The sequence below is a fragment of the Bacillus sp. B1(2022) genome, from assembly GCF_040259625.1.
GTDB lineage: Bacteria > Bacillota > Bacilli > Bacillales > Bacillaceae > Bacillus > Bacillus velezensis.
Genome location: NZ_JANIFO010000002.1, coordinates 235,570 through 259,053, shown reverse-complemented (window position 1 = coordinate 259,053; position 23,484 = coordinate 235,570). Strand labels below are relative to the sequence as shown.

The window sequence follows — 23,484 nt, the reverse complement described above, 5'->3', positions numbered from 1 at the left end:
GGCATACGCCTGCTTTTTTTGATGGCTGAAAATGGCCGAATGGTTCCGGATTTCATTCGGTAAATCAATGTCAGGTGGCTTATTTTTTATTTTTTTACGTTTTACACACTGTAAAACGCATAATCTCTCCTTTGCCGGCTTTTGTGTATCTGATTTACAATACGTGCGGAAGGAGGGAAGTCTTGTGGAAAATATAGAAACATACAGCAGGAACATCATAAACGAGGCCTATACGGCAAGGGCTTCAGATATACACATTGTGCCGAGAGAAAAGGATGCTTTCATTCATTTTCGCATCGGCCATGCTCTTGTGAAAAAAAGAGTCTTAAAAAAAGAGGAATGCGTAAGGCTAATTTCTCATTTTAAGTTTTTATCGGCCATGGATATAGGAGAAAGACGTAAGCCGCAAAACGGGTCATTGTCTCTGCCGCTTCCGACGGAAACCGTTCATTTGAGAATGTCAACCTTGCCGACAATGAATGATGAAAGTCTTGTCATCAGGCTTTTGCCTAAGCGGCAGATTCCCCCTCTGGATAAATTGTCCTTATTTCGGGGGGCGGGCGCCGCACTATTGTCCTTTCTGAAGCATTCGCACGGTCTGCTTCTGTTTACCGGCCCCACCGGATCTGGAAAAACGACCACTCTTTACTCGCTTGTCAACTATGCAAAAAGGCATTTCAACCGGCGGATTGTCACGCTTGAAGACCCCGTAGAAACAAGAGATGAGGATGTGCTGCAAGTTCAGGTGAATGAAAAAGCCGGAGTCACATATTCCGCCGGTTTAAAAGCGATTTTAAGACATGATCCCGATATGATCATCTTAGGGGAAATCAGGGATGCCGAGACGGCTGAAATCGCAGTCCGCGCGGCCATGACGGGACACCTCGTTCTTTCAAGCCTGCATACAAGAGATGCTAAGGGCGCCATATACAGGCTGCTGGAGTTCGGCGTGAACATGACAGAAATTGAACAAACCGTCATTGCCATTGCCGCTCAGCGTCTGGTTGATTTAACATGTCCGTTCTGCAAAGAGGAAAACTGTTCCGTGTACTGCCGGATGTACAGGCAGACACGCCGTGCGGGCATTTATGAACTGCTCTACGGGAAAAACCTCACCCAATGCTTTCAGGAAGCAAAGGGAAAGCACGCCAATTTTCAATATCAGACGCTCCGCAGGCTGATCAGAAAAGGAATTGCACTCGGCTATGTCACGACCGACAATTACGATCGGTGGGTGTATCATGAAGCGGATTAAACGAACCTGGCCCTTGAAGGATCAAGCGGCTTTTTTGAAAAGGCTCGGTGAAATGACAGAAAAAGGATACAGTCTGATTGAAGGGCTCAGGCTGCTGAAACTCCAGCTGCATAAACGTCAGCTTGCAGAGCTGACGGACGGAATCCGCCGGCTGAGGGAAGGTGATGCGTTTTACCAAGTGCTTGAGGCACTGTCTTTTCACAAAGAAGCCGTCTCTATCTGCTATTTCGCGGAGAAACACGGGGAATTGCCGGGGGCGATGAAACAAAGCGGCGACTTGTTACAGAGAAAGCTTATGCAGACGAATCAAATCAAAAAAATGCTCCGGTATCCGATGTTTTTAATATCTTCCGTCTGCGTCATGTTTTATATCCTGCAAACTTTAATTATTCCGCAGTTTTCTGGGATTTATCAATCAATGAATATGAATACATCCGGTGCGACTGCTTTCATCTTTGCATTTTTTGGGCATTTTCATGAAGCCTGCGCACTGGCGCTGTCCGCCGCTTTCTGCTTGTTTTTGTATGTTTGGTTCTTATGTAAGAAAAAATCCCCGCAAGATAAAATGCTGATTGTTGTGAAAATACCCCTCTTGGGAAAAGCGGCCGTTCTTTTTAACAGCTACTTTTTCTCTTTACAGCTCAGCAGTCTTCTGAAATCCGGCCTATCTATCTATGACAGCTTAACAGCTTTTAAAGAACAATCTTTTCTGCCTTTTTATCGTGAAGAAGCAGAGATGCTCATTACACGTCTGAAAGCCGGAGAAACCATAGAATCCGCTCTTTCCGGGCATCCGTGTTATGAAAAAGACCTTGCGGCTGCAGTCAGCCACGGACAGGCAAACGGCCGGCTTCACCGCGAACTTTATACGTACAGCCAGTTTATGATGGAGCGTCTTGAACAAAACGCGGCGAAGTATACCGGCATTCTCCAGCCTGTCATTTACGGTGTTGTGGCCGGTATGATTTTAATTGTCTACATGTCAATGCTGATGCCGATGTACCAGATGATGAACCAAATGTAAGGGAGTGCTTCGTCTGAAAAATCAAGATGGATTTACTTTAATTGAAATGCTGATCGTTTTATTTATCGTTTCCATTCTGCTTTTAATCACCATTCCTAACGTTACAAAACATAATCAAAGCATTCAGCATAAAGGCTGTGAAGGACTGCAGAATATGGTGAAAGCCCAAGTGACGGCGTACGAAATCGATCATGAAGGTAAAATGCCGGATATGAACGATTTACAATCAGAGGGGTATATCAAAAAGAATACAGCCTGCCCGAATGGTAAACAGATCTTAATTAGTGGCGGAGAAGTTACAGTTGAACAATAACAGGCGGACAGAAAATGGGTTTACCCTTCTTGAAAGCCTGATTGTGTTAAGCCTGGCGTCCGTCCTGCTGACGGTTTTGTTCACGACGGTTCCGCCGGCCTACACCCACCTTGCCGTGCGGCAAAAAACAGAGCAGCTCCAAAAAGATATTCAGCTTGCTCAGGAAACGGCTATCGCAGAACATAAAAGAACAAAAATCACTTTTCTTCCAAAAGAGCATAAATACAAACTGCAGTCAGGCGGAAAGATTCTCGAGCGTTCCTTTGATTCGCTTCACATTACACTTGTGACTTTACCGGAGAGCCTTGAATTTAACGAAAAAGGCCATCCGAATTCGGGAGGAAAGATTCAATTGAAGAGCGCCGGGTTCACCTATGAGATCACAGTTTACTTAGGGAGCGGAAATGTTCATGCTAAACGGAAATAAGGGGTTCTCTACTATTGAAACACTATCAGCAATGGCCATTTGGCTGTTCCTTATGACGTCTATCATTCCGGTCTGGACGGGCATGCTGACAGATGGTCTGAAAATAGAAGATCGCCAGGAAGCGTACCAGCTTCTTCAGAAACATATCAGCACTTATATGATGACCGGAAAAAAGCCGCCGTCTCCCGGTGTGAAGTGGAAGGAGGATGGTGAGTATTACAAAGTGTGTACGGCTGACCGCAGCGAAAAAGAAATGTGCCTCAGCATTCTCAAAACAGACTGGCTTTACGCTTCTTAATGTTTTGTTCTCCTTGGCAGTCTGTCTTTTCCTATCAGGCACCTTGGGCCCGATTTTACATCTGTTTTTATCAAACCGGGCCGATAACGGCGGATTAGACAGCCGGGAGCATCAAATTGCCGTTCAGCAGATCATGAACGAATGTAAACAGGCTGAGGCTGTGAAGCCGGCGGACGGCGGACGGACGTTAGCATGCCGGAAAACCGGAGGCGAAGAAGTGCGTTTTGAAATTTATCATAAGATGATAAGGAAAAGAGTAAACGGAAAAGGCCACGTGCCGATCCTGCAAAACGCGGCATCATTAACGGCTGATGTGAAAAACGGCCTGCTCTTATTAGAGATCTCAAGCGTTGCAGGTCAAAAGAATCAGGCGGTCATTCCGGTTTACAGCTCTTTTAAAGGTGATTAAATGTACAAATCTGACGGTTTTATATATCCCGCGGTTCTGTTTGTTTCTGCCGCAGTTTTACTTGTCATCAGCTATACTTCGTCTGATTTCATCACCCGAAAAACATTTGCAAAAGAGGCCGGGGAGTACTGGATCGGAGAGAATCTGCTCCAAAACGGCGTGCTGCTGTCAAGCCGCCATATGACACAGGGACAAAAGGTCCAAACTGGTACACAGCGTTTTCCGTATGGCACCGTTTCTTTTCACATCACGGGGAGTGATCGCCGGGAAACGGTTCAGGTTACAATTCAGGCGGAAACAACGACCGGAACGAGACGGGGGGCTCACCTTTTGTTCGATCAGAAGAAGAAACAGCTGATTCAATGGACGGAAGTATAAAAAAGAGGCGGCGGGACAACACTTCATAGTAAAGACAGCACTATGAGGTGAGAGCCGTGAAAACAAATGATTATGTAAAATATATGACTGAGCAATTCGTTAAATATTTCGATACGCCGAAACAGGAACGGAGAGAGCGAAAAGAAGTGCGGAAAGAAAAGAAAGTGCCGGCTTCTCAGCACTGGTTCGGAATATTGCCGTATAGTTTTAAGCTGTGGATGCAGCGGAAAAAATAAAGTGAATCACACGAAAGGCCCTCCTGATACAGGAGGGCCTTATTGGTATTCCTCAATGACGGCAATTTTATTTACCTTTTGGCTGTAGGGATTAAAAGAAATCGTAACAAACACGCCAAATTCTTTTGCGCCATCCCGCAATGTCAAGTGGTATTGCTTGACTGCTTCGTCCGTTCTTTTCCGATCCCACACCTTTTGAATAAATAACGTTTGGGCGAGAGGATATCTTTTTTTAGCTTCCTTTTCTGCTAACTTTTCCCATTTTGATTTATGGTGAACAGCATAATAAGGCACCGTTTCCGCCTGAGCTGTTCCTGAAACCCCGAAAACAAGAAGAGAAAGGCAAATCAGACTTTGTTTGATCATCATTCTTCGTCCTTTCGCTGTATATACTTTCCATTTTGTTCTAGGCACCTCGTTATTTTCTCACGTTTTATTAAAAAAAATTCCAAAAAGGTGTGTAATTTGAAGCAAAACGCTGTTTTTAAAAGATACCATTCTCAAAAACGAACAATTTGACCGATTTTGACATTTTTCAAGACGATAATCCTTGATTATACTTTGTTCATACAGTTCTTTAAAGAGAACGGTTGTCATATTTATTAACAGTTTTACAGGGGGTAAGGCATGTTCCGATTGTTGCGAATGGAAAAAAAGGGAAAGGTGAGATGGCGGATGATGCTATTTTTACGGCTTTCGTTCATTTTTTGCCTGTCCGTGACGATATGTGCTCAGTTCACAGGTGATACAAGTTCCTCCTTCAATGTTGTGAAAAGCTTCAGTCTCCAGGTTCAAACGTGCGGAGATTTTCAATATGCGGATGACGATTGCCGTTATGACGAACGCTGGGATCAAAGTGATTTACATATAACAAATCAAACTGATACGTCAGGCACCGTGTGTGCGCCGCTTCAGCTCTATGCCGAGCTGGAGAATAAGGGAAAAGAGCGGACTGTTTCTGACTGGAAATGGGAGCTCCATAAAATCGCTTCTCAGCAGCAGCCTTTACGAAACGGCAATGTTGTGGAAAAAGGGCTTATTACTGATAAAAAAAGCAAAACGATTTATAAAATTAAGTCAAAGCGGTCTTTGAAGCCAGGCATATACGCATTCAAGGTTTACAAGCCTGAAGGGTATCCGGCGGACGAAGAAAAATTTGAGTGGTCAAAACCGATGAAACTCGTCAAATGCCGGGAACAGGCGACCGTTTCCGATCTAAAGAAAACGGAGAAAGAGCCGGCTGAGCCGGTAAAAGAAAGCGGGGAAGAACATGAAAAAAACGCTGAAACTGATCAGTAATATTTTGTATGCCGTCATCTTCAGCTTGATTATTGTGCTGACGTTAACGGTGATTTCGACCCGGGCTTCCGGGGGTGAGCCGGCCATCTTCGGCTATACGCTGAAATCCGTGCTGTCGGGTTCAATGGACCCGGAATTTAAGACGGGTTCGCTCATAGCGGTAAAGAAAATTTCTGACGTGAATGACTTAGAAAAAGGGGATGTGATCACCTTTACGCAAGATGACGGAACAGCCGTCACACACAGAATAATCGGTATCACAAAAAAGGACGGGAACCTGCTGTTTGAGACAAAAGGGGACCATAATGCCGCCCCGGATGCCGCACCCGTTCAAGCTGAAAAAGTGGCGGCCCAGTATACGGGATATCAGCTTCCGTATGCCGGATATGTCATCCATTTGGCCAGCCAGCCGATCGGAACGGCGATTCTGTTAATCGTTCCCGGCGTCATGCTTTTGATTTACTCAATAACAGTCATCGTCAGCGCCCTCCGCGATATTGAGCGGAAAACGAAAGCGCTGGAAGAACATGCGAAAAAGGGAACCATCTCCACATGAATACGGTTGCAACCTGGCGACAGGATTTGATAACAAAAATAAAAAGTAAGGGGAGAGTACAAACATGGGTATGAAAAAGAAATTAAGCTTGGGCGTTGCCTCAGCCGCACTCGGTTTAGCATTAGTAGGAGGAGGCACATGGGCCGCATTTAATGATGTGAAGTCGACAGACGCTACATTTGCGTCAGGAACACTTGATTTATCGGCTAAAGAACAATCAGCCAATGTCAATTTGTCAAACTTAAAACCAGGTGATAAATTGACGAAAGATTTTGAATTCAGAAACAATGGTTCACTTGCTATTAAAGAAGTGCTGATGGCTTTGAATTTTACTGACTTTAAAGGAGCAAAGAAAGGAAATGAATCTGCGGAGGATTTCCTCAGTCAGTTTGAAATTACGGTTCTGACAGTCGGTAAAGAAGGGGGCAACGGCTATCCTAAAAATATCATTTTGAAGGCGGCCAGCCTGAAAGACTTATACTTAATGTCAACAAAACAGGATAAAGCAGCTGCCGAAGCGATCAGCAAGCACATTGATCCGAAATTCCTGAGTGAGAGCGGAAAAGTCAATGTAGCAACCATTAACGGCAAAACAGCTCCTGAGTACGACGGAGTTCCGAAAACGCCTGCTGATTATGACCAGGTGAGAATGGAAATCCAATTTAAAAATGACACCGCAAAAACTGCGGACGGATTAAGTGTGCAAAACAAGTTCCAAGGCAATGCGATTTCTCTTCAATTCTCTTTTGAAGCAACGCAATGGAACGGCTTGACCATTACGAAAGATCATACGGATAAAGACGGTTACGTCAAGGAAAATGAAAAGGCTCACAGTGAGGATAAAAACTAATCCGAAAGTCGGACAGTTAAAAGAGGAGTTGTGCACATATGGCGGCACTACTCCTCTTTTTGCGCTTTTCTCCATTTTTGATAATCTAAAAATTCACGAAATTGTTTTTTTGATACCCCGGATGTCATCGCATCGCGAACCAATTTCTCCCATTCACTATCTAATTGACCATCGTATTCGGTTTCATGTTTTTCATCAAGTAAAGTATGAACCGAGACGTCCAGAACAGCGGAGACTTTTTCGAGAAATTGAATGGAGGGGTTCGTCTGTAAATTTCGTTCTATTGAGCTTAAATAAGACTTCGCTACCCCAGCTTTTTCAGCTAGTTCTGATAGTGAGTAGCCTTTTTCTTTTCGGTATTGTTTAATACGCTGGCCAATCAATGTCATCACCTTCCTTGTGATATTATAGCACATTCAGAAAGGATTTACGGTATGACTTCTGGCTGCCTGGATATGTTGAGAAGACTTTTTATGCGAAAGCAGGTATTTGCGTATTTCTTCTAGGCTGATATTTGCTTTTTGGGCTTCTAATATCAGCTCAACCCATTCCTTATCTAATTGTGAAAATTCCATTTTTGCATTTTTCATGCATTTTCTCCTCCTAAAATACTTGTTTATGTATTTCAGCCAATCCGCCCATGACCTTATCTTTACATGTCTGGAAGTGATTCATCGCATGCGAAACGCCAGAAATTTTTTCTATATACTTTTATTATAATATAGAATTTCCAGAAAAAACGGGAAAGGTGTCGAATGGATAACGCTTATCCAGAAAAATTACTTTGCAGGAAAAATAAACCGCCGTTTTCAATCTGAATGTGAATTTTCGGCTGATATAAGGCTTTCAGCGCTTGTTTTTCCAAATGGTATTCCTCAGGTTTTTCCTCTGTCTGCTCATAAAACTGATCGAGCAGCCCGAGGTCCTTTTTCCATCTGGCGATCGCGCTGTCAGCCCAGTCTGACGGCTCTTTGGCGGCAGCGTCTTTTAAGTAATGCTCCATTCTTTTAATTCCGCTTTCCGGCTTAATCATCGGCGATATGGTAAAGCAATAGTCTGATATTTGCGAGGTCAGCGGAAGCGGTGCAAGCTTCTGCTGAAACCCCTCTATAATTGTTCCAGAAACAAGATGCAGGCCTAAAGACAAAAGTCTGTCTTTTTTCATGTCGGATTGGTATGAAATCACTACATTTAATCCAAGCCAGGGCTGAAGCGGCACTCTGGCTCCGGCTGATACAATTTTCTCATATATTCTTGTAAATCTCCCATTTTGTTTAACTGCTTGAAAGATTTGAAAGAGGCGCGGGGCTCCAAAGTAAATAAATTCGCCGTCCATATCCTCCGGAGCCGTTTCTTTATCAGTGATGAACGTGATCTTCATCGGGTTCGGTTCGCCGCCCGTTTTTTCACGCCAATGCCAATAAAACGGGCGGTTCATAATTTGTTTGTCCATCTCGACCGTCAACTGAACCGTCATAAAACCCGGCCCGTGTTCTGTAATCGGACAGTGGTTCGCTTCAAAAAAGCGCAGTAAAAATTCGTGAACCTCCTGCTGTCTCATGTCGCGCTTCCTCCTTTTAGATTAAGATCCTTTTTTTCTGGCGGGCTTTTCCGTATCGTACGACAGAAAAGAGGTGAGATTGTCCATTTTGATTCTCATTTCTTCCTCTGTCAGCGAATGGCATAAAATATCATGCAAATGATCTTCAAAATTGCTCACTTTGATTTTTGTTAAAATGTCATCTAATTCTCCGACGACATTTTCAAATAAATGAATTTTGTCATACAGAAGTTTTAAAATATGCTCTTCCACCGTATGTTTTGTCGCCATATTGTAGATATGGACATCTCTTTCCTGACCGAGTCTGTGAATCCTTCCGATTCTTTGTTCAAGCCGCATCGGGTTCCACGGGAGGTCATAATTGATAATATGGTTGCAGAATTGCAGGTTGATCCCTTCGCCTCCGGCTTCTGTAGCGATCAGCACCTGCACTTTGCCGCGGAAGAGATCCTTCATCCAGTCTTTTTTTCCGCGTTTAAATCCGCCTCTGAACGGAACGGAGCTTATGCCGTTCTGCTGAAGGAACCATTGCAGGTAAATCTGTGTCGCCCTGTATTCAGTAAAAATAATGACTTTATCATTAATCTTTTGGATCAAGTCAACAACTTGAATCGCTTTTGAGTTTTGCGTGACTTGATTGATGCGGTCCATTAAATTAGCGATCGTCTGATCATCGAATGCGGGCGCTTGTTTGTCTTTTTGGTCAAGCATTTTTTTGAGCGTCATATACACGGCTTCCCTGCTTGAACAGCACTCTCTTTGCAGCGTCATAATGGAAAATGCGCTTGCGGGCTTTTCCGTGCCGTTTTTCAGTGCGACGATGTCATCGTAAAGCGCCTGTTCCGTCGGTGAAAAGGTGATCGGCACTGTTTCCACGTGGCGCTTCGTCCATGTAAGGCCGGTGTCGCTCCGCGTGTTGCGGATCATCACCTTATTGACGAGTTCTTTCAAATGCTCATGAGCGTCAATCCCGTCCTTCTGATTGAAGGTTTCTTGAAATCCGCTTTCGTTTCCTAAATGGCCGGGCTTTAACAGTGACACTAAATTGAAGATTTCTTCGATCCGGTTTTGAATCGGCGTCGCCGTCAGAAGCAGGCAGTATTTCTTCACAAGACTTCTCGCAAATTCATAATTTTTCGTTTTGCTGTTTTTGAGCTTGTGCGCCTCGTCAATAATGACGAGATCATACGGAATAGAAAGCACAATGTCTTTGTGAGGCGAGCGTTTGGCCGTATCAATAGAAGAAACGACGATATCGCACTGTTCCCACACATAGCTTTTCTTCTGTTCAACAGCGGGTATTAAAAACTTCTCCTGAAGCTCTTTCACCCACTGGGAAACGAGTGATGCCGGCACAAGAATCAGGATTTTTTTGGCCAGCCCGCGAATCATATATTCTTTTAAAATCAGGCCCGCTTCCACCGTTTTTCCGAGCCCCACTTCATCAGCCAAAATCGCCTTGCCGTTCATTTTTTCAACGACTTTCTGCGCGACCTCAAGCTGATGGGGAAGCGGAGTGAAATCGGGCAGGTATAAAGGAGCCCTCAACCCTTCAAATTCAGGAATGGCAAGGGTCTGCTGGACTTCAGCCGACAGTTTGTACATCTCCCAATTTGACCAGGGACCGTCCGTTTTCAGCCGCTCAGAAAACTCTCCCGGCCAGTTTGCATCAAATATGATCTCTGCTGTCATATGTAACAAAACCGCCTTTCTTTTAAAAAACTGATTTATCATAATTTTTGTTGCCGGACGTAAATGAGGGTGGTAGGATATAAGTAATGATTTCACTAAAAGATATTGCTTTAGTATGTCCATAAAATTGGTAAATATGAGCGAATGACAGCAAGGGGAGAGACTCGGACGAAAGATGGGCGTCCGGGCGCCGAAGGAGCAAACTGCGGAGTGAATCTCTCAGGCAAAAGAACTCTTGCTCGACGCAACTCTGGAGAGTGTCTGCACTTAGAAGAAGCAGGCCACCAAAGGGGACGTCTTTATGATATGTTCATAAAGTAAACTTTCAGGTGCCGGGACAGAGAAACCTTCATTTTCATGAGGTGTTTCTCTGTCCTTTTTTATATGTTTTTACAATGCGCCAATGACTGAAGGGGGAAGATGATGCTGAAACGAACACCGCTTTATGACGTGTATAAAGAATACGGCGGAAAAACGATTGATTTTGGAGGATGGGAGCTGCCGGTTCAATTTTCTTCTATTAAAGAGGAGCATGAAGCCGTCCGCACAAAAGCGGGCCTGTTTGATGTGTCCCATATGGGAGAAGTTGAAGTATCCGGTAAAGACGCCCTGTCTTTTCTGCAAAAAATGATGACAAATGACGTTGCCGATTTAAAGCCGGGAAACGCGCTTTATACCGCCATGTGTTATCCTGACGGCGGTACGGTCGATGACTTGCTGATCTATCAGAAAAGCGAGAGCTGCTATCTGCTCGTGATTAACGCGTCTAATATTGAAAAAGACATCGCTTGGCTGACGGAACATGCGGAAGGCGATGTCACGCTGACGAATCAGTCTGACGGGATTTCACTGCTTGCCGTTCAGGGGCCGAATGCTCAGTCGGTTCTTACGAAGCTGACTGAATGTGATTTGTCCTCCTTAAAGCCGTTTACGTTTATTGATGGGGCGGACGTTGCCGGACGACAAGTCCTGCTTTCAAGAACAGGCTATACCGGTGAAGACGGATTTGAGTTATATTGCCGCAATGAAGATGCGGTTCATCTATTTAAGGAGATACTTGCAGCGGGAGAGCATGAAGGCCTCGTTCCGTGCGGCCTCGGCGCCCGTGATACGCTGAGATTTGAAGCGAAGCTTGCTTTATACGGTCAGGAATTGACGAAAGATATTACACCGATTGAAGCCGGAATCGGATTTGCCGTGAAACACAAGAAAGATTCCGATTTTTTCGGGAAGTCTGTATTGCGCGAACAGAAAGAAAAAGGAGCTCCGCGAAAGCTGGTCGGACTTGAGATGATTGAAAAAGGGATTCCGAGACACGGATACGCCGTGAAAAAAGACGGTGTTCCGATCGGTGAAGTCACGACAGGCACGCAATCTCCGACTTTAAAGAAAAATATCGGCCTTGCCTTAATCAAAACGGAATTCAGTGAAGTCGGAACGGAAGTAGAAGTGGAAATCCGTAAAAAAACGGTAAAAGCGAAGATTGTCCGCACACCGTTTTATAAACGTCCAAAACAGAGCTGAAAAAGGAGAGTCATATGAAGCATCGATATTTGCCCGCGACAGAACAGGATAAAAAAGAAATGCTGAAAGCCATCGGCGCAGAAACAATTGATGAACTGTTTGCCGATATTCCGGAAAATGTACGGTTTCAAAAAGACTACCAAATTAAAAAAGCAAAATCAGAAACAGAGCTGACGAGAGAGCTGACGAAGCTTGCGGCGAAAAATAAAGACGCTGTTACATATGCATCTTTTCTGGGCGCAGGAGTGTACGATCACTACCAGCCGGTTATCGTCGATCATGTGATATCCCGATCAGAGTTTTACACGGCATATACGCCTTACCAGCCTGAAATCTCACAAGGAGAGCTGCAGGCGATTTTTGAATTTCAAACGATGATCTGTGAATTAACGGGAATGGATATCGCAAACTCCTCTATGTACGACGGGGGAACGGCGCTGGCGGAAGCGGCGATGCTTGCGTCGGGACATACGAAAAAGAAAAAAATCGTCATTTCCGCAGCCGTTCATCCGGAATCGCGGGATGTTTTGAAAACATACGCAAAGGGCCAATATATTGAGGTTGTAGAGGTCCCCGCGAAAAACGGCGTCACAGATCTTGAAGCATTGGAACATGCCGTTTGTGATGAAACGGCCGCCGTGATCGTCCAGTATCCGAACTTCTTCGGACAAATCGAGCCGTTAAAGGACATTGAGCCGCTCGCACATAAAGGAAACAGCCAGCTGATTGTTTCTTCAAACCCGCTCGCGCTCGGTATTTTGACACCGCCCGGGGCATACGGAGCTGATATCGTCGTCGGGGACGCGCAGCCTTTCGGCATACCTGCGGCGTTCGGCGGCCCGCACTGCGGCTATTTTGCAGTAACGAAAAAACTGATGAGAAAGGTGCCGGGCCGGCTTGTCGGTCAAACGGAGGATGAAAACGGGCGAAGAGGTTTTGTTCTCACTCTTCAGGCGCGCGAGCAGCATATCAGAAGAGACAAAGCCACGTCTAACATTTGTTCAAATCAGGCGCTGAATGCTTTAGCGGCTTCAGCCGCGATGACGGCGCTCGGAAAAAACGGCGTCAAAGACATGGCCCGCCAAAATATATTGAAAGCTGATTACGCGAGACGCCAAGCGGAAAAAGCCGGCTTGCACGTAGCATTTGACGGCCCGATATTTAATGAATTTGCCGTCAGGCTGAATCTTCCCGTCAAGGAAGCAAACCGGCGGCTCCTGCAAGACGGCATAATCGGCGGATATGACTTAGGCCTTGCGTATCCGGAACTGAATCAGCATATGCTCATTGCCGTCACAGAGCTGAGAACAAAAGAAGAGATCGATTCGCTTATTGCGGGATTGGGGGATCAACATGAATAATCAAGATCAGGCGCTTATTTTTGAAATGTCCCGCGAAGGGCGTATCGGTTACAGCCTTCCGGAGCTTGATGTGCCGGAAACAGAGCTTGAAAGCCTTCTTCCCGGTGACTATATCCGCGATGAAGACGCAAAGCTGCCGGAAGTATCAGAGCTCGATATTATGCGGCATTATACCGCTCTTTCTAAGAGGAACCACGGAGTTGATTCAGGCTTTTATCCGCTCGGCTCCTGTACGATGAAATACAATCCGAAATTAAATGAAAAAATTGCCCGGATCGCAGGTTTTTCCGCCATTCATCCGCTTCAGGACGAGGACACGGTTCAGGGGGCGCTTGAGCTTTTATACGATTTAAGCGGACACTTGGAGGAGATTACGGGCATGGACGAGGTGACGCTGCAGCCTGCGGCGGGCGCTCACGGCGAATGGACCGGCCTGATGATGATCCGCGCCTATCACGAAGCGCGGGGAGACTTCGGACGGACGAAGGTGATTGTCCCTGATTCAGCCCACGGTACGAATCCGGCATCCGCCACGGTCGCCGGTTTTGAAACGATTACCGTTAAGTCAAATGAGCACGGGCTGGTTGACATTGAAGATTTGAAAAGAGCGGTAAACGAAGAAACAGCGGCGCTGATGCTGACGAATCCGAACACCCTCGGGTTATTTGAGGAAAACATTACGGAAATGGCTGAAATCGTCCATCAGGCCGGCGGAAAGCTTTATTATGACGGAGCGAATTTAAATGCCGTTTTAAGTAAAGCAAGACCGGGAGATATGGGATTTGACGTCGTTCACCTTAATCTGCATAAAACATTTACCGGGCCGCACGGCGGGGGAGGACCGGGCTCAGGTCCGGTCGGAGTGAAAAAAGAATTCATTCCGTATCTGCCGAAACCCGTTCTCACGAAAAAAGAGGGCCGTTTGACTTTTGACTATGACCGGCCGCAGTCGATCGGGCGCGTAAAACCTTATTACGGCAACTTCGGCATTAATGTCAGAGCCTACACGTATATCCGTTCCATGGGGCCTGACGGCTTAAAAGCTGTGACCGAAAACGCGGTTTTAAATGCAAATTATATGATGAGAAGACTCGCGCCTTATTATGATCTCCCGTATGACCGTCATTGCAAGCATGAATTTGTGTTATCGGGAAGAAGGCAGAAAAAGCTCGGCGTACGAACGCTTGATATTGCCAAACGGCTTTTGGATTTCGGCTATCATCCGCCGACTGTGTATTTTCCTCTCAATGTTGAAGAAAGCATCATGATCGAACCGACGGAAACGGAATCAAAGGAAACGCTAGATGCGTTTATAGATGCCATGATTCAAATTGCGCGGGAAGCGGAGGAATCGCCTGAAATCGTTCAGGAGGCGCCGCATACAACAGTTGTCAAAAGAATGGATGAAACCAAGGCGGCAAGAAAGCCCGTTTTAAAATACGAACGTACACTTGACGGCAGCCGCTGACACGGTGTAAAAAAAAGAGCTGTCCGTTTTATACGGAAGCTCTTTTTTATGATTAGTTTTTTGCTTTAATTTTTCCGCCCCATTTTTTAAATCCGCCTTTCAGGTTGTAAATATCTTTACAGCCGTGTTTGCGGAGCGTCTGTGCCGCGCGTCCGCTGCGGACATTGTTTTGGCAGTACAGATAAACGGGTTTATCAGGACGGATTTCACTTTTGCGCTGTTTCAGCTGTGACAGCGGAATGTTGCGCGCGCCGAGAATATGGCCGCCTTCAAATTCATTCGGTTCACGGACGTCAATCAGCTGCGCTTTTCTGTAGCCCGCGCGGAATTCCTCTTCCGTAAGTGTTTTCATTAAACGCTGCTGGTAAAAATACGACACGATCATATAAACGATAAACGCCGCAACAATAATTAAAGCAATCATATTAGACAATGCGATTCTACTCCTTTAGCTTATAAAATCAAAGCCCCGCTTCCTGAAAACAAGGCTTACCGGACGTTTTGGGACAAATACTATTATAGTAAAGCATGAAGCGATTGTCATCCTTAATGAAACGAAATATTTTTCATTTTCAAGGCAGTTTGTTAAACTGATTTTATTAAAACGATAAAGAAGGGTTCAGTGTATGGAAAAAGAAACATGGCGGTTTATTGACTCAGGGAATGAAAGCCCGGCATTTAACATGGCGCTGGATGAAGCGCTTTTATATTGGCACAGCCAAAAAAAAATTCCTCCGGTGATCCGTTTTTACGGCTGGAATCCGGCAGCTTTGTCTGTCGGGTATTTTCAAAATATTAAGAAGGAAATTAACTTTGACGCAGTACATAAACACGGCCTCGGGTTTGTCAGAAGACCGACAGGCGGACGGGGTGTTCTGCATGATAAAGAATTGACATACAGCGTAATCGTTTCAGAGGATCACCCGGAAATGCCGGCCACGGTGACAGAGGCGTACCGGGTGATTTCAGAAGGTATTCTGCAGGGATTCAGAAACCTTGGACTTGATGCCTACTTTGCGATTCCGCGAACGGAGAAAGAAAAAGAAAGCTTGAAAAATCCGCGCTCGTCCGTCTGCTTTGATGCGCCTTCGTGGTATGAACTGGTCGTCGAAGGACGGAAAGTTGCCGGAAGCGCACAGACACGCCAAAAAGGCGTCATTCTTCAGCACGGTTCCATCCTGCTTGACATTGATGAGGATAAGCTGTTTGATCTGTTTTTATATCCGAGCGACAGAGTCCGTGAGCGCATGCAGCGGAATTTCAAAAACAAAGCGGTAGCCATCAACGCCTTAGCACCGAAACGGGTAACGATGGATGAGGCCAGAATCGCTTTTAAAGCCGGTTTTGAGGAAGGGCTGAACATTCATCTTGAGCCTTACACACTCACGTCTGAAGAGCTTGCATTTGTCAATGAGCTGGCTGAGACGAAATACGCGTCTGATGAATGGAATTATAAGCGCTGATAAGGCTTGACAGACCGGAAGCATCCTTGTTTTTTCATGACCGTTAGTGTAAACTTGTAATGGTTTATAAAGTTAAGGTGCTTTTTGGGAGGGTTACTTATGACAACACCAAGTATGGAAGATTATATTGAACAGATTTATATGCTGATAGAAGAAAAAGGATATGCACGGGTTTCTGATATCGCGGAAGCTTTGGCAGTCCACCCCTCCTCTGTAACGAAAATGGTTCAAAAACTAGATAAAGACGAGTATTTGATTTATGAAAAATATCGCGGGCTCGTATTGACGTCAAAAGGCAAAAAGATCGGCAAACGGCTCGTATACAGACACGAATTGCTTGAGCAGTTTTTAAGAATCATTGGTGTTGATGAAGAGAAGATTTACAATGATGTTGAAGGAATCGAACATCATCTGAGCTGGAACAGCATTGACCGCATCGGCGACCTCGTTCAGTATTTTGAAGATGACGAAAGCCGGAAAAAAGAATTGAAATCCGTACAGAAAAAAACCGAAAATCCCGGTGAATAAAGGGCAGCCCGAAATGGGGCGCCCTTTTTTTAATGTCTTCATTCTTTGGTCTATTTCGCCCAGCCGTTTCTTAAAATAATAATACACCTTGAGATGGAAGGGAGAGGGCGCGCTATGCAGATTGACGGCGTATTTTCGGGCGGGGGGATAAAGGGGGTGGCGCTTGCCGGCGCTTATGAAGCGCTGGAAGAAAAGGGCTTTCGCTTTGAAAGACTCGCCGGAACAAGCGCCGGCGCAATTATTGCCGCATTTATCGCTGCGGGCTATACGAGCAGAGAGGTTCATTCCATCATAGATGAGGTTGACGGAAGGCAATTGCTTGATCAGAGATACTCATTCCTCCCGCTGAAAATCCTGCGGTGGGTGTCGATATATTGGCGCCTCGGACTATACAGAGGCGATATGCTGGAAAAGTGGATTGCGGATAAATTAAAAGCGAAGGGCATCATCGCGTTCGGCGATTTGAAAAAAGGCTCGCTCCGTCTCATCGCTTCAGATCTGACGAACGGAACGATGATCGTGCTTCCTGACGATCTTCCCCGCTACGGATTAAATCCGGAGATGTTCCCGGTTGCCAGAGCCGTCAGAATGAGCTGCAGCATTCCTTATTTTTTTGAACCGATAAAACTGAAGACAGAAAAAGGCACCTCAACGGTCGTTGACGGCGGCGTGTTAAGCAATTTCCCGATTTGGCTGTATTCAAAAGAACGCAAACGGCCGGTCATCGGAATTTCGCTTTCGCCCAACGAAAAAGAGCGCCCGAAAAAATCAATCCGCAACGCTTTTGAGCTGTTCGGGGCTTTGTTTGAAACGATGAAAGACGCTCATGATGCCAGGCATATCGCGACAAAGTACGAACAGAATATTATTTTTATTCCGGTGGAACATGTGATGGCGACGGAGTTTCATCTCACACCGCAAAAAAAACTAGCTCTCATTGAGCTAGGAAAAAGCAGAACAGAGCAATTTTTGAAGCAATGGAGCTATTAAAAAAGCGCTCTGTTTTTCTTTTTATTCTTTTTGCCTTCTATGACGGTAAGCTGGGTCTGGCTTTTTTTCTTAAGAATCATCGGCTTCGGTCTGCTGCTGCTCGGCACGCTCCGCAAATGGCTGACCCGGCCTCTGTGTCCGGCGCGGTGCTTCGCTTTTTGCTCCTTCATTCGGAGCTGCGATTGTCTGGCCGCTTTTCTGAAAGCGGTTCCGTCACGGCCGGTGCGGCGGTTCAGGACCGTCCTCACGATAAAATAAATAATGATGCCTGCGATAATAACGGTGATCGCTCTTGAAATCATCTGCCCGGGGTTGGTTACCGCCGCATAAATGAAACCGAATGCGCCAAGCGCTATCAATACAGCAAAAAAAGGTTGTACACGATGATTCATAACTGCCCACCTCCAAAATAATAACGGTAACGGTTCAGATTACGTTGTGAGACGGCTTTTCGCTCTGTTCTGAAATGTCTTCCAGTCTGAGAAGCTCGTTAAAGCTTTCTATGGCAACCTCGACCTGGTCATCCGCCGGTTCCTTTGTCGTTAAAAGCTGCAGCCACAGGCCGGGATAACCGAGCACTTTCAAAACGGGGATATTCCGCACTCTGTTCGTCAGCTGGAGCACTTCAAAGGAGATGCCGAGAACGACCGGTATAAGCGCAATCCTGTCTAAAATCCGCACCCAAAGCGGATCTGTCGGAACGAGTAAATAGATGAACATGCCGACAATGATCGTAAATAAAATAAAGCTTGAACCGCAACGGTAATGAAGCCGTGACTGCTTCTGAACATTTTCTATTGTAATTGGCAAATTCTGTTCATAACAGTTTATGACCTTATGTTCGGCTCCATGATATTGAAACACTCTTTTAATTAACGGCGTCATTGATAAAAAATAAATGTAGCCGAGAAGCAGAATAAGCTTAAACAGACTTTCGATTCCGATCTGCGCGGCGTCTGAGGAAAATACGGGCCTTACAAGCTCCGCTAAGAAGACCGGGACGAGCGTAAAAACGAATTTGCTGAACAAAAACGACAGAACGCCGATCACCGCCAGGCTGAAAAACATCGATAAGCCCGAACCTTTCTTATCTTCCTGCTCCAGCTTGGCGTCATCTTGAGGATCAAGCCCGTAACGTTCGCTGGAAAAGTTTAAATGCTTTGTGCCGTTGGCGCTCGCCTCAATGATGGCGACGATTCCCCGCAAAAAAGGAATCTTTTTTAAAGCCGAAAGCTTCGCGTTCGGCACTCTCGGAAGCTTGAAAAAATCAATGCTTCCGTCATTCCTGCGGATGGCGGTAACATAATTTTTTCTGCCGCCGAACATGACCCCTTCAACGACAGCCTGCCCGCCGTAAGCAGGGGGCGTTTTTTGTTTGGACATTGTTTATCAACCTGCCTGTTTTTTTAGGATTTACTAACCATTTCCTTTCACTCTATTGTACAGGAAACCGCGGTAAACCTCTAGTTAGACAGCCGGAAAATCAATGCTTTTTCTACATGCAGTATACCCCGTTTCTTTAGATTTTACTCATTGAATGAAAATATGGCGCAGTTTTTTATGACTTTTCAATTTTGGGGCAGTCTATGACTGGAGGTGCCATGATGACAAGCGAAAAACATTCAGAACAGGAAGAAAAAAAGAAGCAGGATGATGATCAGCAGCCTGTTTCATTTACCGGCAGAATTTGCGGTATCGGATTTGCCGGCGGTGTATTTTGGAGTTTGATCGGCTATCTCGGGTATGTCTTTCATTTTTCAGAGATCAGCCCCAACATGATTCTTCAGCCGTTTATGATCGGAGAATGGAAAAAACAATGGCTCGGCACGATGGTCAGCATCGTTGTCATCGGATTCATTTCAATTGCCGGGGCGTTTATTTATTTCGTCTGCCTGAAGCGTTTTAAAACCATGTGGCCGGGGATGGTGTACGGCGTCATTTTATGGTGTGCGGTTTTTTTCTTATTCAATCCGATTTTCGAAGATGTGAAATCCGTCACTGAATTGAAATCAGATACAATCGTGACGACGCTTTGCCTTTACATTCTGTACGGTTTGTTTGTCGGCTACTCAATTTCCTTCAACTACAATGAACTTACGTCAGACAAGCTTGCAAGGGCGCTAGGCAACAAGTGAATAAGTGTATAATCCCTGTCCGGTATGGTAAAATGTTCACGAGAAGTGAACATTTTTTATGCTGAAAACCGGGCGGGGATGCTCCCGCGTTGTCAGGCGGCAGTCAAGAATCGGCGAGGAGGAGAAAGGGAATGAAACTTGAGAAATTGCGAAATCTTTTCGGTCAGCTGGATATAGACGGAATGTTGGTGACAAGCTCCGCCAATCTGCAGTATATGACGGGATTTACGGGTTCGTCAGGCCTTGCGGTCATATCGAAAGAACGTGCGGCATTTATCACGGATTTCCGTTACACCGAGCAGGCGAAGACGCAAGTGAAGGGTTTTGACATTATCGAGCACGGCGGAAGCTTAATCCAAACGGCTGCGGATACGATTCTTGAGTACGGCATTAAAAAACTCGGCTTCGAGCAAAACAGCATGACGTACGGAACATATGCATCCTACCAAGCGGTGCTGCAGGAAGCGGAGATGGTTCCCGTCGCGGATTCCGTTGAAAAGTTGCGCTTGATTAAGTCAAGTGAAGAGATTAAGATATTAGAGGAAGCTGCGAAGATTGCGGATGATGCGTTTGAACATATTCTGACGTTTATCAAACCGGGCATCTCAGAGATTTCAGTTGCAAACGAGCTTGAATTTTATATGAGACGTCAAGGAGCAGACGGCTCTTCCTTTGATATGATTGTCGCCTCGGGAGTCAGATCCAGCCTTCCCCACGGAGTGGCAAGCGGCAAATTGATTGAAAAGGGAGACTTGGTCACGCTCGATTTCGGCGCTTATTATAAAGGCTATTGTTCTGACATCACACGCACCGTCGCGGTCGGAGAGCCAAGTGATAAACTGAAAGAGATTTATCAGGTCGTATACGATGCCCAAGCGCTTGGTGTCCTGCATATTAAACCCGGCATGACGGGAAAAGAAGCGGACGCCCTGACGAGGGATCACATCACCGCAAAAGGCTACGGACAGTATTTCGGCCATTCGACAGGACACGGGTTTGGAATGGAAGTCCATGAATCACCGGGGCTGTCTTTCAGGTCATCGGCTGTTCTTGAGCCCGGCATGGCGGTAACGGTTGAGCCGGGCATATACATACCGGAAGTTGGGGGCGCAAGAATCGAAGATGATATCATCATTACTGAGGACGGCAACCGGACAATTACGCATTCCCCTAAAGAATTAATTATTTTGTGATCGGAATATAGGAGGACACCAAACATGATTTCAGTTAACGATTTTCGTACAGGACTAACGATTGAAGTAGACGGCGGCATTTGGCGCGTCGTTGACTTCCAGCACGTAAAGCCGGGAAAAGGAGCGGCATTTGTCCGTTCTAAATTGCGTAACCTCCGCACGGGCGCTATTCAGGAGAAAACATTCCGTGCAGGTGAAAAAGTCGCGAAAGCGCAAATCGAAACAAAAACGATGCAGTATCTTTATGCCAACGGCGATCAGCACGTGTTCATGGATACAAGCTCATATGAACAGCTTGAATTGAACGAAAACCAAATCGAAGAAGAATTAAAATATCTTCTGGAAAATATGTCTGTGCACATCATGATGTACCAGTCTGAAACGCTCGGTATTGAACTGCCGAACACAGTTGAACTGAAAGTTGTTGAAACAGAGCCGGGAATTAAAGGCGACACGGCGTCAGGCGGCACAAAACCTGCCAAAACGGAAACAGGTCTTGTCGTAAACGTACCGTTCTTCGTGAACGAAGGCGATACGCTTGTTGTAAATACATCAGACGGCTCTTACGTGTCAAGAGCGTAGTCAAAGAAATTCGGAGTCTGCTCCTTTTACGGGGCAGGCTTTTTTTGCGTTCTGCCTGAATCTTTCTTCTATATGAAAATAGTGAGACTACTTCCGTCAGCTAGAGCATATAGTGTAACAAAATGCTTGAAGTTGGGGGATTGCAATGAAATTTTTGTTTGGTTCAATCAATTCTACTGTTTTAACGATGGCCGGTTTACGAGTTTTGTCCTCGCTCATTGAATTATCGGCCGCTATTATCATGCTTTTGACAAACGACATCAGAAAGGCGGTTGTGGTGAATAGTATTTTGGCAATCGTCGGCCCGCTGATCTTTATCATCACAATGACGATCGGCATTTATCAGATTGCCGGACAGCTCTCATATGCAAAATTAATATTGATTTTTGCGGGAGTGGTGCTGATTTTGGCCGGTGTGCATAAATAGAGGGCCGGGGTGTCATAAAGTCTGTCCCGGATCATACATTTTAAAGAAGCCAATCGGTAAAAAAGGAGGAGACTCTATTGAATGAGATTACAGAGGTTCTCCCTGAATTATTGAGAGATGCCATCTCCGCCGTGCCCGAAGAAGCGAGGCGGGATACAGAAGAAATCAGAATCCGCGTCGACAGGCCGGTTGAACTGATCCAAAAAGGACAACCTTTGTATTTGTCATATGTCTGTACGGCCGGCGACGCACAGCTGATCCTCAGCCGGCTCAGCAATTACAGTATGTACACGCTGGAAGAAGAGCTGAAAAAAGGATATATCACAATCAGAGGAGGCCACCGCGTGGGGCTGGCCGGAAGAGTCATCGTCGAAAACGGAGCCGTCAAAGGACTCCGGGATATTACTTCTTTTAATATCCGAATCGCCCGGGAGAAGCTGGGAATCGCAGAACCGCTCATTCCTTTCTTATGGAAAGAAAACTGGCTGAATACGCTGATCATCGGTCCTCCGCAAACGGGGAAAACGACTTTGCTTCGTGATTTGGCCCGGCTTTCCAGCACCGGATCAAAACGCATTCCCGCAAAAAAGACAGGTATCGTAGATGAACGTTCGGAAATTGCCGGCTGCCTGCGGGGCATTCCCCAGCACAGTTTCGGCCGCAGAATCGATGTCCTTGATGCCTGTCCGAAGGCGGAAGGGCTGATGATGATGATTCGCTCTATGAGTCCTGATGTCATAATTGTGGATGAAATCGGGAGAATGGAAGACTCACAAGCGCTGCTGGAGGCGCTCCATGCGGGCGTATCCGTCATCGTATCTGCGCACGGGTGGAATATGAAAGACTTGGTCAAGAGGCCGTCGCTGAAAATGCTTTGGGAGGAAAACGTGTTTGACCGGTATGTTGAACTGTCAAGGCGCCGCGGTCCGGGAACGATCAGCAGGATGTACGGAAAGGATGGGGAACCTGTTCCACATGCTGAAAGCGTGATGACATGCTGAAGCTTTTGGGTGCCGTGTTTATTCTGACAGCGACGACTTGGACCGGATTTGAGATCGCCAAAATGTATATAGAAAGGCCGAGGCAGATCCGTCAGCTGCGCGCGGCGCTCCAATCGCTTGAAGCGGAAATCATGTTCGGACATACACCGCTGCATACCGCCTCGGGACAAATTGCTGCACAGCTTTCCAAACCTGTATCGTTATTGTTTCAAGCTTTCAGCAGAAGGCTTGAGCAGGGAAGCGATTCCGCCAAAACGGCTTGGGAACAGAGCTTGAAACATAATTGGTCGTCCATGGCGATGAAAAAAAGCGAATATGATGTGCTGAAGCAATTCGGAGAGACGCTCGGGCTCCATGACCGTGTTTCTCAGCAGAAACATATCAAGCTTGCGCTTACACATTTGGAAGCGGCGGAAGCGGATGCCGGACGGGCGCAGGCGAAAAATGAAAAAATGGTGAAAAGCTTAGGATTTTTAGCCGGACTGTTACTCATTCTTCTATTGATGTAAACATG

The 23,484-nt window shown here is 45.9% G+C and carries 31 protein-coding genes and 1 riboswitch; of the genes, 23 read left to right on the top strand and 8 right to left on the bottom strand.

Going from position 1 to position 23,484, the window contains the following annotated elements; genetic code table 11:
* Nucleotides 1-184: 184 nt before the first annotated feature.
* From comGA to NQS30_RS04910, 8 genes are read left to right on the top strand one after another with little or no spacing between them, the layout of a single operon-like run.
* The gene (comGA, locus tag NQS30_RS04945) at nucleotides 185-1,255 is read left to right on the top strand and encodes a competence type IV pilus ATPase ComGA (RefSeq protein WP_124692840.1); all 1,071 of its coding nucleotides are present in this window, start codon (nucleotides 185-187) and stop codon (nucleotides 1,253-1,255) included.
* Nucleotides 1,242-2,279 (top strand): competence type IV pilus assembly protein ComGB, encoded by a 1,038-nt coding sequence (gene comGB / locus NQS30_RS04940; RefSeq protein WP_218791295.1) that lies wholly within the window; start codon nucleotides 1,242-1,244, stop codon nucleotides 2,277-2,279. Before comGA ends, comGB begins: the two co-directional genes overlap by 14 nt.
* Before the next feature lie 4 nt (nucleotides 2,280-2,283).
* A complete protein-coding gene (gene comGC, locus NQS30_RS04935; RefSeq protein WP_003153087.1) occupies nucleotides 2,284-2,592 on the top strand; it encodes a competence type IV pilus major pilin ComGC in 309 nt (102 codons plus the stop codon).
* Nucleotides 2,582-3,019 (top strand): competence type IV pilus minor pilin ComGD, encoded by a 438-nt coding sequence (comGD, locus tag NQS30_RS04930; protein ID WP_015240210.1) that lies wholly within the window; start codon nucleotides 2,582-2,584, stop codon nucleotides 3,017-3,019. The genes comGC and comGD overlap by 11 nt, the downstream gene beginning before the upstream one ends.
* Complete coding sequence (gene comGE, locus NQS30_RS04925) at nucleotides 3,003-3,317, top strand: competence type IV pilus minor pilin ComGE (RefSeq protein WP_012117982.1); 315 nt, start codon at nucleotides 3,003-3,005, stop codon at nucleotides 3,315-3,317. The genes comGD and comGE overlap by 17 nt, the downstream gene beginning before the upstream one ends.
* Nucleotides 3,226-3,726: a competence type IV pilus minor pilin ComGF gene (gene comGF, locus NQS30_RS04920; RefSeq protein ID WP_256994853.1), complete on the top strand. Its 501-nt coding sequence runs from the start codon at nucleotides 3,226-3,228 to the stop codon at nucleotides 3,724-3,726. The genes comGE and comGF overlap by 92 nt, the downstream gene beginning before the upstream one ends.
* Nucleotides 3,727-4,104, top strand: a complete 378-nt coding sequence (gene comGG / locus NQS30_RS04915) for a competence type IV pilus minor pilin ComGG (RefSeq protein WP_015240208.1) — start codon at nucleotides 3,727-3,729, stop codon at nucleotides 4,102-4,104.
* A gap of 56 nt (nucleotides 4,105-4,160) precedes the next feature.
* Nucleotides 4,161-4,340, top strand: a complete 180-nt coding sequence (locus NQS30_RS04910) for a YqzE family protein (RefSeq protein ID WP_003153093.1) — start codon at nucleotides 4,161-4,163, stop codon at nucleotides 4,338-4,340.
* A gap of 39 nt (nucleotides 4,341-4,379) precedes the next feature.
* Here the strand turns inward: NQS30_RS04910 and NQS30_RS04905 are convergent, their stop codons facing one another.
* Complete coding sequence (locus tag NQS30_RS04905; RefSeq protein WP_012117979.1) at nucleotides 4,380-4,709, bottom strand: DUF3889 domain-containing protein; 330 nt, start codon at nucleotides 4,707-4,709, stop codon at nucleotides 4,380-4,382.
* Nucleotides 4,710-4,967: 258 nt separating this feature from the next.
* On the opposite strand from NQS30_RS04905, the gene tapA reads away from it, so the two are divergent.
* The 3 genes from tapA to tasA all read left to right on the top strand — a co-directional run bounded on the left by tapA (nucleotide 4,968) and on the right by tasA (nucleotide 7,045).
* The gene (tapA, locus tag NQS30_RS04900) at nucleotides 4,968-5,639 is read left to right on the top strand and encodes an amyloid fiber anchoring/assembly protein TapA (protein WP_124692843.1); all 672 of its coding nucleotides are present in this window, start codon (nucleotides 4,968-4,970) and stop codon (nucleotides 5,637-5,639) included.
* Entirely contained in the window at nucleotides 5,611-6,195 is a 585-nt protein-coding gene (gene sipW / locus NQS30_RS04895) for a signal peptidase I SipW (RefSeq protein WP_015240205.1), read from the top strand. Before tapA ends, sipW begins: the two co-directional genes overlap by 29 nt.
* Nucleotides 6,196-6,259: 64 nt before the next feature.
* Nucleotides 6,260-7,045 (top strand): biofilm matrix protein TasA, encoded by a 786-nt coding sequence (tasA, locus tag NQS30_RS04890; protein WP_007408329.1) that lies wholly within the window; start codon nucleotides 6,260-6,262, stop codon nucleotides 7,043-7,045.
* 47 nt (nucleotides 7,046-7,092) lie between these two features.
* Here tasA and sinR read toward each other — a convergent pair whose 3' ends face one another.
* The 4 genes from sinR to NQS30_RS04870 form a co-directional block, all read right to left on the bottom strand.
* The gene (gene sinR / locus NQS30_RS04885; protein WP_003153104.1) at nucleotides 7,093-7,428 is read right to left on the bottom strand and encodes a transcriptional regulator SinR; all 336 of its coding nucleotides are present in this window, start codon (nucleotides 7,426-7,428) and stop codon (nucleotides 7,093-7,095) included.
* Nucleotides 7,429-7,461: 33 nt separating this feature from the next.
* Nucleotides 7,462-7,635, bottom strand: coding sequence for an anti-repressor SinI (sinI, locus tag NQS30_RS04880; RefSeq protein WP_003153105.1), 174 nt, complete (start codon nucleotides 7,633-7,635; stop codon nucleotides 7,462-7,464).
* A 176-nt stretch (nucleotides 7,636-7,811) separates the two neighbouring features.
* The gene (locus NQS30_RS04875; RefSeq protein WP_208480294.1) at nucleotides 7,812-8,606 is read right to left on the bottom strand and encodes a YqhG family protein; all 795 of its coding nucleotides are present in this window, start codon (nucleotides 8,604-8,606) and stop codon (nucleotides 7,812-7,814) included.
* 21 nt (nucleotides 8,607-8,627) lie between these two features.
* A complete protein-coding gene (locus tag NQS30_RS04870; RefSeq protein ID WP_132105375.1) occupies nucleotides 8,628-10,298 on the bottom strand; it encodes a DEAD/DEAH box helicase in 1,671 nt (556 codons plus the stop codon).
* Between the two features lie 144 nt (nucleotides 10,299-10,442).
* A riboswitch (glycine riboswitch) is annotated at nucleotides 10,443-10,543 on the top strand.
* 178 nt (nucleotides 10,544-10,721) lie between these two features.
* On the opposite strand from NQS30_RS04870, the gene gcvT reads away from it, so the two are divergent.
* Genes gcvT through gcvPB form a run of 3 tightly spaced genes read left to right on the top strand, consistent with a single transcriptional unit; the run spans nucleotide 10,722 to nucleotide 14,651 of the window.
* Nucleotides 10,722-11,822, top strand: a complete 1,101-nt coding sequence (gene gcvT, locus NQS30_RS04865) for a glycine cleavage system aminomethyltransferase GcvT (RefSeq protein ID WP_025284994.1) — start codon at nucleotides 10,722-10,724, stop codon at nucleotides 11,820-11,822.
* 14 nt (nucleotides 11,823-11,836) lie between these two features.
* Nucleotides 11,837-13,183: an aminomethyl-transferring glycine dehydrogenase subunit GcvPA gene (gene gcvPA / locus NQS30_RS04860; RefSeq protein WP_059368121.1), complete on the top strand. Its 1,347-nt coding sequence runs from the start codon at nucleotides 11,837-11,839 to the stop codon at nucleotides 13,181-13,183.
* The gene (gene gcvPB / locus NQS30_RS04855) at nucleotides 13,176-14,651 is read left to right on the top strand and encodes an aminomethyl-transferring glycine dehydrogenase subunit GcvPB (protein WP_007408334.1); all 1,476 of its coding nucleotides are present in this window, start codon (nucleotides 13,176-13,178) and stop codon (nucleotides 14,649-14,651) included. Before gcvPA ends, gcvPB begins: the two co-directional genes overlap by 8 nt.
* A gap of 52 nt (nucleotides 14,652-14,703) precedes the next feature.
* Here gcvPB and NQS30_RS04850 read toward each other — a convergent pair whose 3' ends face one another.
* On the bottom strand, nucleotides 14,704-15,084 hold the full coding sequence (locus tag NQS30_RS04850) for a rhodanese-like domain-containing protein (RefSeq protein WP_007408335.1): 381 nt from the start codon (nucleotides 15,082-15,084) through the stop codon (nucleotides 14,704-14,706).
* Nucleotides 15,085-15,277: 193 nt separating this feature from the next.
* Between NQS30_RS04850 and NQS30_RS04845 the strand changes: the two genes are divergently transcribed.
* From NQS30_RS04845 to NQS30_RS04835, 3 genes are all read left to right on the top strand, one after another.
* Nucleotides 15,278-16,114, top strand: coding sequence for a lipoate--protein ligase family protein (locus NQS30_RS04845; protein WP_167340752.1), 837 nt, complete (start codon nucleotides 15,278-15,280; stop codon nucleotides 16,112-16,114).
* A 99-nt stretch (nucleotides 16,115-16,213) separates the two neighbouring features.
* Nucleotides 16,214-16,642: a transcriptional regulator MntR gene (mntR, locus tag NQS30_RS04840; protein WP_007408338.1), complete on the top strand. Its 429-nt coding sequence runs from the start codon at nucleotides 16,214-16,216 to the stop codon at nucleotides 16,640-16,642.
* Nucleotides 16,643-16,756: 114 nt separating this feature from the next.
* The gene (locus tag NQS30_RS04835; protein ID WP_012117971.1) at nucleotides 16,757-17,632 is read left to right on the top strand and encodes a patatin-like phospholipase family protein; all 876 of its coding nucleotides are present in this window, start codon (nucleotides 16,757-16,759) and stop codon (nucleotides 17,630-17,632) included.
* Here the strand turns inward: NQS30_RS04835 and NQS30_RS04830 are convergent.
* Nucleotides 17,629-18,024 carry an SA1362 family protein gene (locus NQS30_RS04830; protein WP_015240198.1) on the bottom strand — a complete coding sequence of 132 codons (396 nt, stop codon included), beginning with the start codon at nucleotides 18,022-18,024 and terminating at the stop codon, nucleotides 17,629-17,631. The two genes, NQS30_RS04835 and NQS30_RS04830, sit on opposite strands and share 4 nt — an antisense overlap.
* A 34-nt stretch (nucleotides 18,025-18,058) precedes the next feature.
* Nucleotides 18,059-19,015 (bottom strand): DUF1385 domain-containing protein, encoded by a 957-nt coding sequence (locus NQS30_RS04825; protein ID WP_007408341.1) that lies wholly within the window; start codon nucleotides 19,013-19,015, stop codon nucleotides 18,059-18,061.
* 221 nt (nucleotides 19,016-19,236) lie between these two features.
* Between NQS30_RS04825 and NQS30_RS04820 the strand changes: the two genes are divergently transcribed.
* The 6 genes from NQS30_RS04820 to spoIIIAB all read left to right on the top strand — a co-directional run bounded on the left by NQS30_RS04820 (nucleotide 19,237) and on the right by spoIIIAB (nucleotide 23,479).
* Complete coding sequence (locus NQS30_RS04820) at nucleotides 19,237-19,767, top strand: YqhR family membrane protein (protein WP_003153121.1); 531 nt, start codon at nucleotides 19,237-19,239, stop codon at nucleotides 19,765-19,767.
* A 131-nt stretch (nucleotides 19,768-19,898) separates the two neighbouring features.
* A complete protein-coding gene (locus NQS30_RS04815) occupies nucleotides 19,899-20,960 on the top strand; it encodes a M24 family metallopeptidase (RefSeq protein WP_003153122.1) in 1,062 nt (353 codons plus the stop codon).
* Between the two features lie 24 nt (nucleotides 20,961-20,984).
* Nucleotides 20,985-21,542, top strand: a complete 558-nt coding sequence (efp, locus tag NQS30_RS04810; RefSeq protein WP_003153123.1) for an elongation factor P — start codon at nucleotides 20,985-20,987, stop codon at nucleotides 21,540-21,542.
* Between the two features lie 145 nt (nucleotides 21,543-21,687).
* A complete protein-coding gene (locus NQS30_RS04805) occupies nucleotides 21,688-21,969 on the top strand; it encodes a YqhV family protein (RefSeq protein WP_003153124.1) in 282 nt (93 codons plus the stop codon).
* Nucleotides 21,970-22,046: 77 nt separating this feature from the next.
* Nucleotides 22,047-22,970 carry a stage III sporulation protein AA gene (spoIIIAA, locus tag NQS30_RS04800; protein WP_007408342.1) on the top strand — a complete coding sequence of 308 codons (924 nt, stop codon included), beginning with the start codon at nucleotides 22,047-22,049 and terminating at the stop codon, nucleotides 22,968-22,970.
* Nucleotides 22,964-23,479 carry a stage III sporulation protein SpoIIIAB gene (gene spoIIIAB / locus NQS30_RS04795; RefSeq protein WP_007408343.1) on the top strand — a complete coding sequence of 172 codons (516 nt, stop codon included), beginning with the start codon at nucleotides 22,964-22,966 and terminating at the stop codon, nucleotides 23,477-23,479. Before spoIIIAA ends, spoIIIAB begins: the two co-directional genes overlap by 7 nt.
* Nucleotides 23,480-23,484 lie beyond the last annotated feature (5 nt).